Source organism: Okeania hirsuta, from assembly GCF_003838195.1.
GTDB lineage: Bacteria > Cyanobacteriota > Cyanobacteriia > Cyanobacteriales > Microcoleaceae > Okeania > Okeania hirsuta.
The window spans coordinates 17,338-35,342 of record NZ_RCBY01000061.1 but is presented as its reverse complement, the minus strand read 5'-3'; the positions used below and the strand labels follow the sequence as shown (position 1 = coordinate 35,342).

Annotated in this window: 14 protein-coding genes; 12 read left to right on the top strand and 2 right to left on the bottom strand. The window is 35.1% G+C overall.

Features of this window, described 5'->3' with window-relative positions:
• Positions 1 to 1,591: 1,591 nt before the first annotated feature.
• Positions 1,592 to 2,125 (bottom strand): DNA starvation/stress protection protein DpsA, encoded by a 534-nt coding sequence (gene dpsA, locus D5R40_RS12635; RefSeq protein ID WP_124154718.1) that lies wholly within the window; start codon positions 2,123 to 2,125, stop codon positions 1,592 to 1,594.
• 280 nt (positions 2,126 to 2,405) lie between these two features.
• Here dpsA and D5R40_RS12630 point away from each other — a divergent pair, with 280 nt between their 5' ends.
• The 10 genes from D5R40_RS12630 (at position 2,406) to D5R40_RS12590 (ending at position 12,550) form a co-directional block, all read left to right on the top strand.
• Positions 2,406 to 2,651 carry an Asr1405/Asl0597 family protein gene (locus D5R40_RS12630; RefSeq protein ID WP_124142802.1) on the top strand — a complete coding sequence of 82 codons (246 nt, stop codon included), beginning with the start codon at positions 2,406 to 2,408 and terminating at the stop codon, positions 2,649 to 2,651.
• A 487-nt stretch (positions 2,652 to 3,138) separates the two neighbouring features.
• On the top strand, positions 3,139 to 3,813 hold the full coding sequence (locus D5R40_RS12625; RefSeq protein WP_240038741.1) for a (2Fe-2S) ferredoxin domain-containing protein: 675 nt from the start codon (positions 3,139 to 3,141) through the stop codon (positions 3,811 to 3,813).
• 199 nt (positions 3,814 to 4,012) lie between these two features.
• Complete coding sequence (gene galE, locus D5R40_RS12620; RefSeq protein WP_124142803.1) at positions 4,013 to 5,014, top strand: UDP-glucose 4-epimerase GalE; 1,002 nt, start codon at positions 4,013 to 4,015, stop codon at positions 5,012 to 5,014.
• A gap of 258 nt (positions 5,015 to 5,272) precedes the next feature.
• The gene (locus D5R40_RS12615; RefSeq protein ID WP_124142804.1) at positions 5,273 to 5,620 is read left to right on the top strand and encodes a hypothetical protein; all 348 of its coding nucleotides are present in this window, start codon (positions 5,273 to 5,275) and stop codon (positions 5,618 to 5,620) included.
• Between the two features lie 558 nt (positions 5,621 to 6,178).
• Positions 6,179 to 6,886, top strand: coding sequence for a hypothetical protein (locus tag D5R40_RS12610; protein WP_240038742.1), 708 nt, complete (start codon positions 6,179 to 6,181; stop codon positions 6,884 to 6,886).
• A 14-nt stretch (positions 6,887 to 6,900) separates the two neighbouring features.
• Positions 6,901 to 7,053 carry a hypothetical protein gene (locus tag D5R40_RS37720; protein ID WP_205127642.1) on the top strand — a complete coding sequence of 51 codons (153 nt, stop codon included), beginning with the start codon at positions 6,901 to 6,903 and terminating at the stop codon, positions 7,051 to 7,053.
• On the top strand, positions 7,054 to 8,607 hold the full coding sequence (locus D5R40_RS12605) for an asparagine synthetase B family protein (RefSeq protein ID WP_205127641.1): 1,554 nt from the start codon (positions 7,054 to 7,056) through the stop codon (positions 8,605 to 8,607). It abuts the gene before it with no gap.
• Between the two features lie 655 nt (positions 8,608 to 9,262).
• Complete coding sequence (locus D5R40_RS12600) at positions 9,263 to 9,688, top strand: hypothetical protein (RefSeq protein WP_124154717.1); 426 nt, start codon at positions 9,263 to 9,265, stop codon at positions 9,686 to 9,688.
• A gap of 286 nt (positions 9,689 to 9,974) precedes the next feature.
• Complete coding sequence (locus D5R40_RS12595; RefSeq protein WP_124142805.1) at positions 9,975 to 11,192, top strand: diaminopimelate decarboxylase family protein; 1,218 nt, start codon at positions 9,975 to 9,977, stop codon at positions 11,190 to 11,192.
• A gap of 11 nt (positions 11,193 to 11,203) precedes the next feature.
• Complete coding sequence (locus D5R40_RS12590) at positions 11,204 to 12,550, top strand: toprim domain-containing protein (RefSeq protein WP_124142806.1); 1,347 nt, start codon at positions 11,204 to 11,206, stop codon at positions 12,548 to 12,550.
• 233 nt (positions 12,551 to 12,783) lie between these two features.
• Here D5R40_RS12590 and D5R40_RS12585 read toward each other — a convergent pair whose 3' ends face one another.
• Entirely contained in the window at positions 12,784 to 14,517 is a 1,734-nt protein-coding gene (locus D5R40_RS12585; RefSeq protein ID WP_124142807.1) for an asparagine synthetase B family protein, read from the bottom strand.
• A 668-nt stretch (positions 14,518 to 15,185) separates the two neighbouring features.
• On the opposite strand from D5R40_RS12585, the gene D5R40_RS12580 reads away from it, so the two are divergent.
• Together D5R40_RS12580 and D5R40_RS12575 are read left to right on the top strand one after the other, a co-directional pair.
• Positions 15,186 to 16,352 (top strand): class I SAM-dependent methyltransferase, encoded by a 1,167-nt coding sequence (locus tag D5R40_RS12580; RefSeq protein WP_124142808.1) that lies wholly within the window; start codon positions 15,186 to 15,188, stop codon positions 16,350 to 16,352.
• Between the two features lie 278 nt (positions 16,353 to 16,630).
• The gene (locus D5R40_RS12575) at positions 16,631 to 17,989 is read left to right on the top strand and encodes an acyltransferase domain-containing protein (RefSeq protein ID WP_124142809.1); all 1,359 of its coding nucleotides are present in this window, start codon (positions 16,631 to 16,633) and stop codon (positions 17,987 to 17,989) included.
• Positions 17,990 to 18,005: the final 16 nt, after the last annotated feature.

Below are 18,005 nucleotides of genomic sequence, written 5' to 3'. Positions count from 1 at the left end.
CTGGCGTCGTCGCGGGGTCGCACCGCTCTCTTGGTCGATTGGATATGGCGAGGAGACCCGTTCTTACAGACCCGCTCCGAAGATCGCCATCCCACCCTACGGGAAGCTCCGAAGATCGACCGCTTTGTCAAAGGACATATCCTGCATTTGTCTTTTTATTCCTCTTACTATTCGTAACATTCTTTTTTGACCCTTGGTATTATATATAATCCAGCTAATTACAGCACTTTTGAGGAGAGTGAGGTACAGTTTAATACTCATCTCTAATCTCTAATATCATGTCCAGTTGAATACTTATAAATAAACTATGGAGGAGTAAGGAGTCAGGAGGTAAGAAAGAATAACAAAGAAGAAGGAAAAAGCAATAAGCAATAAGAGCTGATTTATAAAGTAAATATTAAAAGGATAAATACTTTACAGTGTAAGGGTTTGACACTATCTAAACCCCAAGGTCATAACTTTTGAAAAACCCATGCTAGAAAGGGATTTTAGCTCAGTTTACAAATCAGCTCTAAGGAAGAGGAGGAAAAGGAGAAAGTTTTTTTTATCGTTAATTATCCGGACATGATATAGTCTCTATTCCCTAAACTCGTAAAACTTTTTTTCTCATCAACTCCAAAACTGCTGTAGTTATCGTATAGTAAAATAAAAGATTATTTTGGTTTAGGGATGGGGGAGTAGTAGAATGCTTCGGCCACTGTAGTCTATCTATTTGAAAACTACTCTAGCAGTCCAAGCAAAGAGCCCGGACATATTAAAAGCTTAAAATTCAGAGAACGCAAGATGTTTTCAACTTTAGCCCATTCTTCTTCCTTCTCCTATATTTAAAGCGATCGCTCTTTTTCTCCCCTGGCCTATTCTGCTGAAAGTCGATCAGGGCAAAAAAATGTTACTTATACCCACATCATTTCTTAACATAAAGCTTGACTTTAGAGACGAGTTATGAGTGAGTCTTGGCTCGGCTTTTTCGGGAGAAAAAATGTATTTTTCCATACTTTTTTTTGACAACTTCAGTAGTTTTACTTAGCTAAATTGATTTTTTCTCCTTTCTACCCTGCTCCCTGCTCCCCTGCTACCCATAAGGGTTTCAAGACTTATGGGTAAGGGATAGGTTTCTCAGGGGGGTTAAAGAGATAAAAATATAAAAATTTATTCTGGTTGTTCAACTGGAAATAATACAACATCTTTTTCTAACTTCTATTTATAAATCAGTAACCAATTTTACAAAAATTAAATTTTATTCAGAGTAGTTGCAAAAATATTGCAACAGAAGTATACTTTGAATTAGTAACTAACTACTTATCTACTTACCTAGTTATCCAGCAAAAAAAAATTTGACAGAGAGAATGGGTGTATCTCTCTGCCAGTAATATTCTTGTATTTTATATCTGAGTGAAAGTTTTGTAGGCAATTAAAGTTTGAGAAGTTGAATTTCTGAAGCTTTGCTTGCAAATACCTACTAAAATAGAGTTTTTTGCTAGTGTATAAAGAATCTTTGACAACAAAAGTTTAGGTGTTGCATCTACCAGCTTCTTTTGTATAGTTCATTTTCTAGGAAATTCTTGAATTGCTACCTAATAAGTATGTGAACCTAGTTCAAGACTACTAATGTGTCTGGAGCTAGGAAGTGGTCTAAGTGATATGCGCGCTCTTCAGTTTTGAGTAGAATTTGCTCATAGAGGTAGCGAGTAGCGCGATCGCCTAAACTTTCAGCTTGTCCAGCAAGACGACGTAATAACTTAATTACTTCCTGTTCTGCTCCTAGATCGTGTTCGACCATAGCGCGAGAACTAAAACCTCCATCTATTTCAGGAGTAAAACAGCACATTTCAGCCAACTTAGCAAAGCTAGCAACGGGAACACCACCCAGACCATTTAAACGTTCAGCCAAGTCATGGACATGACCTCTTACATCATCATAACTTTCTTGAAAGAACTCATGCAGTTGATAGAACTCCGATCCTTCTACAACAAAATGATGTTTCTCATATTGGAGATATAAAGCTTGGAAACTGGCCAAAGCAGCGTTCATACCTTCACATACTGGTGTTGTTACCTCTTTTTCTAATCCAACTGGATTTTCCTTAACTTCACCAAATGCTTGTACTGGAGTAGCTGTAGTCATCTTAATGTATTCTCCTTTCAATTAACTTAATTTATTGCTAGTTATCTAGCTTGACTTATTGCTAACAGTTTTAAGTCTATCACAGTTAAAAGGAGAGTCAACCTGAGCCAAGACAGCAGATAGAAGATATTCTAAGTTAGCAAATTTTTTCGATCAAACTATTGAGAAAATTTAGCAGCTATTGTATAGTCAAAAATATAGGTACTCTGGTAGAGACACATCAGGACTACTAGAATCCTTAAGAGTAAATTTAGTGCTAATATATTGCAATTGTAAAAAAATGAGTACATTCAACCAGAGGCCAGACACTAGAGAGATTTTACAAATAAGCTCAATAGACCGATGGGAAGTCTATAAACGCTTACAAGAGTTAGATATTCATTGTTGGTGTGAAACAGAAAAGCCATTGCGGGTACAGCTCAAAAACACAAATGAAGCTACCCAATTAGAGAGTGTACTAAAACAATTCACTGCTAATCGTTGCGAATTGGTGCAATTGTTACAACGCTGTTTGCAGGTTAGCTAATATGCTGATTAATACCATAAGTTAGAGAGGGGCAAAAGTAATGTATTTATCACTAGAGATACAAAACTTTTAGTAATACCATTTCACTTAAAAAATGTCACAAATAGTTGGTCATTTCAGTTATCAGTTATCAGTACCTCTAGCTGTTTGCGCAGCATGACCTAGGAAAGCATTGGGATTGAAATATAGAATATCCTCTTTCTCTTGGTCTCATGGATACTAAGAGACCTCGCCATCCCACCCTACGGGAAGCTACGAAGATCGACCGCTTTTTATCCCCTTAAAAGGGGAGGCGCATACCCAGAATTTTTCGGTAACTGATGAAGTCAAATAATAAACTGAAATTACTGTAGAGTAGAGGTTTTAAGTATTTAAAATATAACTTTTGACTTCTTACTTTTGACTTTTGACTTTAGTGAAACGGTATAAGTATTTAAACCGACCCCTAGCCGCATAAATGACCATGACCTAGCAAAAATAACCAACAATGTCTAAATCCAAGAAGCAAATGACAAAATTTATCTTAGAAGGACAAATACAAGAAGTTACCGTTAAAGACGGCTACAAACTGAAATATATTCATGTAGAGACGCCAGCAGGTAGTAATTATACCATCAAACTTGCCAAGCCTTTAAGGAAGATTTTTGCCTCAGTATTAATACCAGGTTTAGGAGTAAAAGTAACTGGAGAAAGAACAGTTTATCGGAAAACTGGTGAAGAAGAATTGAAGGCTTTAAAAATTATACCAGATTTTAGCAATAACGCAATAACACCATGTAAAAATCATAATGTGGGATTAGTTGAAACTTTATCTAGCCAAGTAAAAGAGCAGAAGTTATCTGAAACTGAACATACTTGTAGTAAATCTCCACAAAAAATCACTGGAACTAATTCTAAATGTGCAGCGAAGAAAGCTCAGATTTTAGTGTGCCAAAAATCAGATTGCCAAAAACGGGGTGCAGGCAAAGTTTGTAAAGCATTATCAGAAGTATTAAGCGATCGCGGCTTACAAGACCATGTGACAATTAAGAAGACTGGATGTCTGAAAAAGTGTAAAGCAGGACCTAATCTAGTAATTATGCCTAACAAAGCCCGTTATAGCCGGATTAGTTCATCAGAAATTCCTGATGTTATTGAAAAACATTTTAGTTTAGAAGCATAACACAAAAGATTGCTAATTTGTAGTAAGTTTCTCTGGTTCCAATCTCTTGTTGGGGATTGGAAATATTTTACTGTTTATTTGTAATATTAAGGATTAAAATAGTGTAGGGTAAAGACAAAAAAGTTATTTTATGCCTACCGAATATTAATTTCAGGGAAGCTACTAAATAAATTAATAGCAATTAAGGAAGACTAAAAAAGTGTCACAAACTAAGCCAACTATTTTAGTGACTGGGGGAGCAGGATATATTGGCTCTCATGCAGTGCAGGCCCTACAAACTGCAGGTTATGAAGTCGTAATTCTGGATAATCTTGTCTATGGACATCGGGACATAGTAGAAAATGTCCTGAAAGTAGAGATGATTGTGGGAGATACAAGCGATCGCTCTCTATTAGACAAAATTTTTGCCACTCACAATATAGCAGCAGTAATGCATTTTGCTGCATATATTTTTGTAGGAGAGTCGGTTAAAGACCCCCAAAAATATTATCACAATAATGTAGTAGGTACACTAACATTATTAGAAGCAATGTTGGCAGCATCTGTGAAAAAATTTGTATTTTCTTCTACTGCTGCTATTTATGGGGAACCACAGACTAGTCCTATTCCTGAAGACCACCCCAAAAATCCGATTAACCCTTATGGGGCGAGTAAATTGATGGTAGAGCAAATACTTTCGGACTTTGAGGTTGCTTATGATTTTAAGTCTGTTTGTTTTCGCTATTTTAACGCAGCAGGGGCGCATCCTAATGGTTTAACTGGAGAAGATCATAATCCGGAAACTCATCTAATTCCACTGGTATTATTAGCAGCATTAGGTAAGCGAGATGCTATCTCAATTTTTGGCACAGATTATTCTACCCATGATGGGACTTGTATTCGGGATTATATTCATGTATGTGATTTAGCGGATGCTCATGTTTTGGGGCTAGAATATTTATTGAATGGTGGTAACAGTGAAGTATTTAATTTAGGTAATGGTAATGGGTTTTCTGTCAGAGAAGTGATAGAAACGGTTAAGAATGTAACTGGGAAAGATTTTAAAGTAATAGAATGCGATCGCCGACCAGGAGATGCACCAGTTTTGGTAGGAAGTAGTGACAAAGTAAGGAAAGTGTTAGGTTGGTCTCCTAAATATCCAGAGGTGCAAAATATTGTTACCCATGCTTGGCAATGGCATCAAAAAAGACACGGGAATTGAAAGTTAAAAGTCAAAAGTCAAAAGGCAAAAGTAAGAATAATGGTATAGTCGTGGTTACAACTAATCTTTATGATGGAGATTATTTGTCTGTCTTTAGATATAGCTTTGTATCAGAAAGCTGATTTTTTACCCAAATAAAAGTCGTTGTTGCGCTTTAGCTCTCCCAGATATATTTAGGGGGTATCCAGCGCAACTATAAACAAATAAATTTTTGATAATTCAATTGCTACATAGTTTGAATTGAGAAAAATAAAACTAATGGTTATTCCAGATATTCCTGATGGTTGGAAATATGTTATTAGCTCGTTAGTTGGTGGAAGCATCGCGATATTTGTCACTTTCTTAAACAATCGCCATCAACTCAGTAAAGATACCAAGATTTGGGAAAAAGAAAAATTGTGGGAAGGTTATCAAAAGTGTATTTCTAATTTAAACTTAATTGATAGTTTCTGGACGAATTTGAGCGCAGAAAGCGGAGTCAATTATGTTTTGAAAATAGAAGAAAGAGAAAAATTTTTTACCCTATATTCAGAAATACTTCCTTATTTATATTGGATCATATGTAATTCGGGCTTGCTGATTAAATCTAAAAGCATTGACATATAAAGACAAGTGCCTTTTTGGGGTCGAAAAAAGTACCTGTTTTTAAGCTCTTGATGCTCAAAAAGGAGCGTATTTTAGGCAATAGTTGGGCAGAAAAATCATTCTTACAATTCTTACTCCTACCTACTCGCTCATTCCCCTAACTCCTGTCTCCTGTCTCCTGTCTCCTGTCTCCTACCCCACCAAAAAGACTTTCCATATGCAAACCCTAATTATCCAAATCCCCAATCAGAAGAAATAAAAGCATTGAAAGAAATAATCGGGGAAGAGGAAATAAAAACAACATTTCAGATGAAAAAACTAATTTTTTTTAATTTCTAATCCTAAACTTTTAAATCCCATGAAACAAGAGCTTACTAAGTTAATGGTTAATGACTCTAGACTTTCAAAATCATAAGTAATATTTAAAACTTTTTCCACATAATTAATATAGTTTAACTATTAGACATCTCCAATAATCAAAAATAAAATCAATTATCATACATAAATCATCAATTATTTCCCCCTACTCCCTACTCCCTACTCCCTACTCCCTACTCCCTCTTTTGGAGGAGATGTCTGTTGAAAACTATACTTATAAATAGTTATTTTGCTTCTTTTTCTGTGCGTTATAATTTTCCTAACCTAATATCTATGACAGAAGAACGACTGACACAAATACAATTTACTCAACTGGTGGCAGAAGTTGAGCAATTATCTAGACAGCGCGACGAAGAAATTGACCGAGAGCAGATGCAGCAGATTTTACAAGAGCTAAATCTCCCGACTGACTTGGTAGATGAGGCAATGATGCAGTTGCGAAGGCGAGAAGCGTTGGCAGTAGAGCAGAAGCGGAATAAATTGATTACTGTGGGGGTGCTTTCTGGGTTGGTAGTAGTTATAGTTGCTAGTTTCTTATGGTTTCAAACTCAAAAACAAGCATTAAATAATGTCTATGCTAATTCAGGGCAAAGTAAGTTGACATTAGAAACAAATAGTGGTCAAGAAATACTAATTGTGGTTGATAGTCAACAAAATTCAGAAGTATTTTATCGGGTAACTCTACAAGATGCACCAGTAGGAAAAAAACTTTATTTAGGGTGCAACTGGATTGATTCTAATGGTGAAATTAGTCATCAAAATAGTTACCAAACTAAGCAAATTAATAAAGCAGTTTGGCCGACTTATTGTAAGTATAAATTTCATACTGGTTCACCTGTGGGAAATTGGCAGGTGGAGATGTATTTAGGCGATCGCTTTCTCAGTCAAACTGAGTTTACAGTTAAGTAAAATTTTGTGATTAAGTGCAATATCAATTTATTGGTTATTGGGGATATGGTTTCCCACTAGAATTAAATACTATTCTCACCAAGCTAACTGAGGAAAAAAAGACAAAAGTGTTTAATTTTAATCAGGGAATAACTGTTGGTGGAATTAGTTATATTGGTGGGGAATAAATGAAATTAGCTAGGGGTGAGACTTTGATTGCTTCTCTATCTGCCTCTGGTTTATCTGATAGTATTGATGCTTGGGTAAAACAAGAAAATAATCAATTAATTTTAGGTAGGGAACCTTTTGGAAGAGTGCCTTTATATTGGGTGAAAATTGAAAAAGTTATTTGGTTTGCTTCTCAATTAAAGTTATTATTACCTATTATTTATGAGCCATCTATTAGTATTCCCGGATTTTATGGTTATACTTGTTTTTCTTATGTACCGACACCGCTCACTCCAGTAGAGAATATTGTTGCGGTACCAGCAGGAACAGAACAAATTTTTTTGGAGCCAGAAATACAAATTCAACGTCATTATGACTGGCGAGAAAATCTCGTACAAGTTGAAGATAAAAATCATGCAATTACACAGTTACAAACCCTACTTAAAAATGCGATTAATCGGCAAATTATTGACTTAAATTCTGAACCTGTGGGAGTTTTTCTTTCAGGAGGTTTAGATTCTTCAATAGTTGCAGCTTTATTAGTACAAGAGGGAATAAAAGTGCGTGCATATACTCTAGATTTTGGGAAAAATAGTTTTTCAGAATGGGGATATGCAGAAAAAGTTGCTGAACATTTAGATATACCTTTAATGAAAGTATCTGTAACTCCAAAGCTGATAAAAAATGCTTTATTAGATACAGTTAAAGCTTTAGATTTACCTTTTGGTGATGGGGTGACAGTACCTTTATATTTATTATGTCAAACTGCAGCTCAAGAGGTATCTGTAATTTTCAATGGTGAAGGAGGAGATCAATTATTTGGTGGGTGGACGAATAAACCAATTATTGCTGCTGCTGTTTACAATAAACAAGAAAGTTTCATTCAAAAATATTTGCATACTTTTCATAAATTATGGGGTTATGAACAGAAAGTTTTTCAGCCACAAATTTATGAAAGAGTCAAAAATATTTCAGCAGAAAAGTGGGTAGAATTTGCTTTAGATGATACTTTTTGTATGGGATTAATTCATAAATTACGTCGTGCTAGTTTAATTTTAAAGGGGGCACAAAATATTCATCCTAGAGCAACAAATTTGGCATTTGCTAATGGGTTAGTTGTGCGATCGCCTTTTTGTGATTTAGAGCTAACTGAATGGACTTTTCAAATACCAGGAGAATTTAATTTAAAAGGTTCAAATGAAAAATATATATTGAAAAAAGCGGTAGAGTCTTGGTTACCACCGGAAGTTGTTTGGCGAGAAAAAAGAGGGATGGGAGTACCTTTAAGTTATTGGTGTTTAAATGAATTATGGTCAGAAATTAGGCAATGGTTAAACCCAGAAGTTTTACAAGCAGAAGGTAGATTTATTTCGGATATAGCTATTACGATAATTCAAGGAAAATTAGGGGGGCAAATTAGGAATAGACGCGTGGGTGAAATTCTCTGGTTATTAATGATTTGGGAAATTTGGCGAGTAACAATTTTAGGAGAATCTACTATTAGTAATTATGGGTATAATCCTTTATTATTACCGCCTTGGTGGTGGAGGTGGGTTGAGCAGGTTAAAAGTTAAATTTGATCTGATAAAAACTTTAAGTGCTTAGGGAAAATTAATTACTTAATTTTATTCTCTGTAATTTTTACAACATAAACTTTAGAGCTTGAGAGTATGTGTAATTATAGCAGTCGCCATTACTGTATTTGACATATCAAAAACTTAGATATCAGACAACGAAAATTTTTCTTTCTTCCTTTTTCCTTAAATGAATTATGATTAAAAACGAAATTGATATTATAGAAGAATATTTCTACAACCATGATTTACTTGAGAATGAGTACATGAAACAACAGAAATAAGAATATTTAGACCAAATTCAAAAAAGGCAGTTACATCTTAATTTGTGATTTATTCCTAAAAGAAAAAATTAGAAATTCCATAAATTATAAAATTTCCACTTTTTTTCCTCTTTAATATTTATGTTTTTCTTTCCCTGTTCCCTGTTCCCTGTTCCCTGTTCCCTGTGTCGTCACTGTAGCAATATTTTATGAAATTGGTATTAGACCACAGGAATAATGATTTCCCAATTAACCCATATCGAAACTATTTAAAAATTCTTAAATACTTCAAATAAATTAACCAATATAATCCCAGCTATGCAGCTTATTTTACAAAGAGAATAAAAGCTCAAAAGAAGGAATGGAAAGATTGCGAAGCTGTCAGATCTGAAATGATTGTTTACCACAACTATATTCCACTAATTAGAGAAAGATTGGTCAAATCTTTATCATTGGAAACTGATGAATGTGATGTTATAGTTGAGCGTTGTGACAGCTCTAAATATTACCTCGAAGTTTTTTGTATAATGCCAAATTTTCAAGAAGATGAGGATGGAGTAATAAATATTCAGACTCATACACAAAAAGCATTGTCATCGGTCAGACAAAAACTCTTGAATAAGGCTAATAAACAAAGACAATTTTCAACAGAAAGAGAGAATTTTGCAGTTATAGAATTAAACGACAGACGTATAGCTCGTGATTTTACAATTCTGTGTTCTTTACCTGATGGCTACAAAATAAAAATTGATATAGACAAAATGACAAATTTTGATGAAGGTTATGACTGGGAAACTTCAGTCTTTAAATCCCCATAAACTCGTTTTATTAAGGGAGTAATATGGTTTCATTTGGGAAATTACCAGGATAAAAAAATATTGATAAATCCTTTCTATAAATAATCATAAAAAGAGGAGTAATAAATCTCTTTATATAAACTAGACTTGGTATAACGAACTATCACTGCTTGACATACGGATAAATTATAAGCTACTTCTTCAAACCAGATTTAGTATGATTAGTTGATAGTCATATATTAGCCAATGGCATACTCTCTACTGATAACATAGATTATGATCTAGACTGTTACTTGTTCAGTTAACTATGGTAGAAAATATGCCAAATTTTGTGACTCCTTTTTCTCTGAAATTTGCCCACGAATTACTAGAAAATTATGGTTCTCCTCTGTATGTTTATGATGGCGATATTCTGATAAAAACGATAAATCATATTACTGAATCTATTCCCTATCCCCACACAGAATTTCATTTTGCCAGTGTAACTAATGGTAATGTATCTTTATTAAAAATTTTTCAAAGGTATAAATGGGGTCTTCATGCTAATACACCAGGGGATGTTTTTCTGGGATTAAAGGCAGGTTTTTCCCCTGAAAAAATTGTCTATAGTGGCAGTAACTTAAACGCTCAAGAATTTTCACAACTATTAAACTGGAGGGTAACTACTTTTAATTTAGATAGTGTGAGTCAACTACAGTTATTTTGTGACGTATATATAGATAAGTTTGCCAGAGAAATTACGCCAAAATTAGGTTTGAGACTGAATTTACCAGAACTAACGGGAGAAAGTCGAATTGGTGTTCGACCAGAGGAATTTTCCCAGGCAATTCAAATTACAAAGTCAGTGGGTTTAAAGTTGAGTGGTTTACATTTTTATCGAGGTACTGGCACAAATGCTACGAAAGCTTTTACTCAAGTAATTGAACCAATATTAGCAATTGGTAAATTTTTACCAGACTGGGAATATTTAGATTTTGGTGGTGGTTTTGGTTATCCTTATCATCACAATGGGATAGCTTTTAACTGGCAAACTTTTGGTGCGGAGTTAACAGCAGCGATAGAAAAAGTAGGCAGAAAAATTAAATTAATTATTGAACCTGGTCGCGCAGCTATTGCTCGTTCAGGCACAGTATTAACTAAAGTTATTTCTGTCAAATGGCAGGGAGATAAACAAATAGTTGGAGTTGACACAACTGTGGCTAATTTATCTGTGCCATCTGTACATGGAGGTTATCGAGAAATTGTTAGTTTTCGGGAAATAAATAAGTCAGATTTATATTTAACAGATGTTTGTGGCAATACAACCTATTCCCGTGATTATTTGGGTAAAAATTGTCAGTTACCTGCTTTAGAAAAAGGAGATATTTTAGCTATTTTAGATACGGGTGCTTATGGTTATGCAATGTCTTCTCATTTTTTACATAGACCCCGCCCTGCTGAAGTTTTGTTAGAAGAAAGTCAGCATAGATTAATTCGTCAGCGAGAAGATTATAATATTTTATTGAATGGTCAAATTTTTAGTTAAGGAGTAAATAGATGAAATGTGTAAGATGTGGAATGGATAGTAATTTAAAAGAAAGAACAGAAACTGGGGGTAGATGTAAAAATTGTAATCATCCTTTTGTTTTTGACCCACAAGCAGGAAGTAAATTTACAGATATATTTTTCAAGAATTCTATTCAAACTATTTCCTCTGAAAAAACCTTATTTTTTACTACTAAGCAGTTTTGGTATTTCTTAGAGAAACGTTTGACAAAAAAAGGAAATGTTGGTTCAGTTGGATGCTTATTTGTGTTATTTTTTTTATTACCATTTATAAATACTGCTATTTCAGCAATGGAGTTCTATCCTTTAGCACCTATTATAATATTTGTACCCTTAATTTTATACTTTATTTGGGCAAGTCAATCGAAACTATATAGCTCTAAAGAGAGAAGAAGTTTTGCCAGAGCTATACAAATTATTGGAGGATTAATTCTAGTTGCTGTTTTAGTTTGGTTTTTTAAATTCTCCAAAGTAAAAAATATAGATTTTTTATTATTTTTGTTAGGCACTGGATTAGGAATATTCTTAATTTATTTGGGTACGCGACAACTAACTATTCAACATAAAATACCCCAAGCATTTCAGTTTCATCAAAGTCAAATTATACAATGGTTGATACGTTGGCAAGAAATTAATGGTAAGGTGAGAATTTTTTTACGAACTTCCAGAAAAATGAGTGAACCTATAAAAATTAATTCTGAAGTTACAGCTTATAGTTTTGACCGAGTTATTGTGTGTGACACTGCCGAAATTGCTCAATTTTTAATAGCTAATAATTTCCACTTTGAACATAACTGCGCTGTACTCAGTATTGATGGATATCCCCAGAATATTTTTAGTACAGTAATGCAAATGTTAAAACAAAATCCAGATTTAAAAATTTATGCTTTTCATAGTGCTAACCCCCGTGGAGTCAGGATGATAAATGAACTGCGAAATAGTCCTAATTGGTTTGGCGGAAATAATCTAATTATTTATGATTTAGGATTATTGCCACGTCATGTATTTCCTAGTAAGAATATGTGGATTTTAAAGTCAGATGAATCAGCAAGACAAGTGCAACAAATACCTACAGCAGTTAAGTCAACTTTATCAACAGATGAATTAGCATGGTTAGAGGCAGGATTTTATGTAGAATTAGAATCTTTTTCTCCTCGTAAATTACTACAAGTAGTTTCTCAAGGTATTGCTAAAACTCAAGCAGTAGCTAATGGTTATACTTCAACTTCAGATAATAGTTTAGATTCTGGTGATAGTGGTGATGATGGAATAATTTTTATTGGTATTAATAATGATAGTCGAAATGTAGGTTTTTTCGCATCTGATAGTTTTGGTTAATGTAGGTTGGGTTAAGCGAAGCGCAACCCAACAAAAACCTATATCTATCTTATCTATTCTATATATTATATTGGTTTTATCCTGCGGATAAGTTCCGCTAACATTCCTCAACCCAATCTACTAATAACTAATAACTGTTGGGTTTATCCTACGGATAAGCTGGCGCTAACGTTCCTCAACCCAACCTACTAATAACTGTTGGATTTTAGTTGCTCAACCCAACCTAAATAAACTTATTTTTGATTAACTTGTAGCCAAATTTCTAAACTTACTAATAACCATAATTTAATACCATAACGCTTCCAAGTATCCCCACGATAATTTAACCAATCTTTGATTAAATCTTGATTGAAATAGGGAGCGATCGCTGCATTTTTACTTAACAATAAATTCCTAGTTCGACGTTGCCATATTTGTTTAAACCAAAAGTTAACAGGTACCATCATTCCACTTTTTGGACGAGTTAATATTCTCTCTGGTAATAAGTCTGCCACTGCTCGTTTTAATACCGCTTTTTCATCAGCACCAGATAATTTATATTCTGATGGAATTTCTAAACTTAGTTCCACAATTCTTTGGTCAAATAATGGGGAAAGTCCGATTAAACTAGCCGCCCTAGTCATATTATTTACCTTAGTTAAAATATGGTCTGCTCCCTTAAATTTAATATTGAGTAACATCAAACGTTTTAAATAATCAGCATCAGAATTTAAGTCAGATTCAAATATATAAGATTCTGTTTTTATAGCTTGCCAAATCTCCGGTTTTAATAGCTTAGATAAATCTGCAAAACATTTATGAAAAGAACTTAGATAAGACGAAACAATATCTGGCTTTCCTGACTGCAAACCACCATAAATATTATTTAATAACATCGGTTTATTTTTCGGTCCGCCAAAACAAGGGTCCCCACCTTCACCATTTAGAATAACTCCCACATTTTCTGCTGCTAAATTTCCTAAAAGATAATTAGGAACTGTTAACGGATCACCAATAGGATCGTCTAAATTTGCCATAGTAATTGGCAGTTTATTCCACATATCATCCGGTGTAATTTCTAGGATATGATGTTGAGTTTGACAATGTTCAGCAACTAAACTAGAAAATTCTAATTCGTTCGGTAATTCTGCACCAAAATGTATTGAATAAGTATGTACTGGATAATCATGATTTTTTGCTGCTAATGCCACAATACAACTCGAATCTAAACCACCCGATAAATAAGCTCCCACTGGTTGATTATTTGGTAAATATTCAGGAATAATTTTATCTAGAAGAGAACGTAATTTTTGACCATGATATTCTAAAGCTTGATCGGCATCTTTAACTTGTGCTTGTGGTTGCCAATAAGACATTGGTGATGGAATTTTTAAATCATTAGTAAAATGGATGAAACTTCCCGGTCTTAATTCTTTTACTTCCTGCCAAAGAGTACGTTCTCCAGGTACAAAAGCACAACAAAGATAATCCCGTAAAGCAATTAAATCTAACTCATTAGAATGGTAAGAAGAAAGAATTTTTAACCGAGGAGAAATCCAAATAGTTGAGTCAGTAGTCGTGTAATATAAAGTCCGTCCACCCACGCGATCGCGTCCAATCCATAATTCTTTTTCTTCCCTATCCCAAACTGCTAAAGCAAAAATTCCTTCCAACAACAAAAAAGTTTTTTTTCCATAACTTTGCCATAATTCAGCAACTATTTGAGTAACAGTAAGAGAGGTAGAAATATCTAAAAGTTTTTGTAATTGTGGCAGATTAGTTAAACAAATATCACCCACAACAACAAACCTTTCATTAGAGCTAAAAATCGGTTGAACTTGATGAATCAAAAAATGGCGATCGCTCCAAGAAATATCTGCCTTTATCTGGTCTATTTTGCCCCAAGCAATATGCCAATTAGGGGCAACTAAATTTTTATTTGTAGGAATGGATAATTGTTTATTTAATGATAAAAAAGAAAACTTCATATTTACTAATTTAGATAATAATTATTGGGTAGTCCTACATAGTAATGGTAAGATGATTTAAGGATAAGTAATATCATGTCCGGTTAAACAGTTATAAATAAACGACTCATAATTCATAATTTAGAATTCAGAATTTAGAATTTAGCAGGGAAGAAAGAAGAAAAGAAAGAGAAAGTTTTTTGATCACTAATTATCCGGACATGATATAAGTCGGTGAAAAAAAACCAAATTATGTAAATAAATTTTAAGCAGTTTGATTTGAGTAAAATTTAAAACGTTCCGTACTGTAGTTTCCCTTTTTTCCCCTACCCCCATGTGTAAATTTCCTCACTCATATATGTAGGTATATTATCCATATTTACTTATCTTTACATAGTTTGGTTTATTTATGCCAACTTACTTAGAAGCAAAAGTTATTGATGGGAATCATCAATATTAATAAATTTTTAGTATGGATGGTTTTCCTAACCATATCCAATTGAAAATGTGCTCACATTATCATTGCCTAGCAAAGCGGAACAGTGTTCTATCATTAGCTTTATGCTCTCACTTGAAGTTACTCAAAGCCATAAATAATTCTACTTAATTAAATACACAAATTTTCTGTAGCTTGTTGTGATATAATCTGAAGTGCTGAATGTGGGTTAACTAATTTAATTGTAGGAGACATGAAAGTAACTCCAAAACAAATAGAGACTGTTTACAATGAAAGCAATGCCGTTGAACACTACCTATCTAAAAGTCGTCGTGATGGTGTAAAAATTGAGTGGGAAGAACCTTTTTCTTGTTCAGTATTTAAGAGAGCAATTGTATTATGCAACAGAAAGAAAGGAGACAAGCTAAAAGTTCTTGATGTTGGTTCAGGTACAGGTGATGGATACGCTTTACTATCCCAGTTATTATGTGATGATTTCGCCATTGCTGGCAACTACGAGCTAGATTATTTAGGTGTTGATATTAGCAGCCAGATGGTAGAAACTGCCCGTAATATCTATGCCAACCATAGTAACGCTAGGTTTGAGTGTGCAGATATTCGCACCAGCAGTTTGACTGAGCCTTTCGATATTTACCTCTCTTGTGGAGTTCCCTACTCCCATCTTACCCACAAAGAACTTCACCAAGCCCTCAAGATGATCGCTACCAATGTTTGCCAGCATCGCTCCCGGTGTGCTGTGGTGGTGGATGTCTTAGGGCGCTACAGTATTGAGTGGACACCCCAATGGCAAGAAAGCCGTTGGAATTACTCCATGAGTTTTTTTGAGAGTGAAGGGGATGCAGAAGCTACCTGGATGAGCTTTTACTCCCATCACGACTTGCAGGAAATTATGCAGCAAGCTATGGATGAAGTAGGCTGTCCTGTAGAAAGATTTGAGTTTTTTGACCGTTCTATCATGGTAGGTCGTCATACCTCAACGGGACAGTTTAATCCGAAATTACCCCAGTATCGGAACCTAGTTAATAGTTTACTTGATAGTTCAGTGGAGACAGATTTAAGTCAACTGCTATTTTCAGTAGAGTTAGGTTCAGCACCAGAGCATATCTTAGATTTCTTCAGGAAATTTTCTCGTTGGTGGAATACTTTGGTGAGTCAAGCAGCAGCACTTTTGGGTGAGTCTCTAGCAGTGGAGTCTGTGGAATTACCTTCAGAGATTCAAGAATTCCAGGAAAATGTCCAAAAGGAATTGTCCCATATTTCTGACCCAAATTTGTACCGAAAGAAGGTAGAGTTGATGCTGCCTGAAGCGTTACGTTGTTTGGAAGCAACGCAACAACCAGGCTATGGTGTAGGTCATGATTTGTTTGGGGTAATGTGGTTGGATGCCACCAGGCTTTAGGTAAAAACGGCTTTCTTAAATCAGTGTTAACTATAGAAGCATTGACGAATAAAGTTTGTAGCATTTTTAGGTCGGAAAAAGTATCGTATTTTCGCTTGATAAGGCTCAAAAAGTTAGTATTTGAGTAAGATAGAGGCAGAAAAATTAAGGGATAATTTTTCCGAGTCTCTCCTCTACAACTACCTCCAAATCTTGAATCTTAACTACTCCCTACTCTCTACTCCCTGCCTTAGCAAAAAGACTTTTGAGCGCAAACCCTAACTAGATATCTAAAGTGAATGAATGTTTTTTGTGAAGTTCAACAATCAAATATAAAACCAGGAAAAAGAAAAGAGGAACGCCCCTTACATCTCCTGATTTTATCCGCTAAGACGGAAATAGAATTGCAGGAATTGAGGGCAAAGTACATTAGCTATTTAGAGTCTACTACCGACGAAAAATTGGCGGATATTTGTTTTACTGCCAATATAAGCTGTAAGTGCCTGAAGTATCGCTTGGCAGTTATCGCCTCCTCAGTGGCACAGATGCGGGAAAAATTAATGGCACCTGACTCAGAGAGTATGGGGGTTGTTGAAAACCAGGAAAACAAGAGCAAGATTGCCTTTCTCTTTACCTCTCAGGGCTATCAGTATGTAGGTATGGGTCGCCAACTCTACCAAACTCAACCGACTTTCCGACAAGCACTCGATCGCTGTAACAACATTCTTAGTCCATACTTAGAAAAGCCGTTATTGGAAATTCTCTATCCTCCAGAAGAAATAGAAGAGTCAACCCAATATCTGCTTGATGAAACAGCTTATACCCAACCAGCATTGTTTGCAGTACAGTATGCTATGTTTGAACTATGGAAATCTTGGGGAATTAAACCAGATGTAATGATGGGGTATAGTGTAGGGGAATATGCTGCTGCTTGTGTTGCTGGAGTTTTTAGTCTGGAAAATGTTTTGAAAGTGATTGCCGAACGCAGTCGGCTGATGGCAGAATTACCAAAGGATGGTAAGATCGTGGCAGTAAAAGCATCAGAACAAGAAGTTCGCACAATTATTGGTTCCCAGCCTTGTCCTATTTGGATTAGCGCCATCAACGGCCCCAAAAATGTCGCTATTGCTGGCAAAATCGAGGATGTGGGCGCAGTGTCTACGGCAGTAGAAGCACAGGGACTTGAAATTAAAAAACTAAATGCTTCTGTTGCTTTCCATTCGCCCTTGATGAAACCTATGTTAGGTGAGTTTAAGCAGGCGCTCCGAGAAATAAGTTTTTCTCCACCCCAAATTAAGCTAGTTTCTAGTATGACGGGGAAAGTAGTAATAAAGGAAGTGACTTCTCCAGATTATTGGTGTCGTCAGATTATCGAACCAGTGGAGTTTTTAGCTGGCATGAATAGTCTAAAAAGGGAGGGAATTGAGATTTTCGTAGAAATAGGGCCAAAACCAACTTTACTACGAAGAGGTTGCCAGTGTCTACCAGATGCTGAGTACTTATGGCTGCCAAGTTTGTCTCCAACTGAAATAGACTGGCAACAAATGTTAACCAGCACTGCTGCACTTTATCTTCGTGGCATCCCGGTAGATTGGGTGGGTTTTGACCGCGATTATAACCGTTCTTTCCTACCTATACCAAGTTATCACAGCAACTAAATCACTGAATTATCTG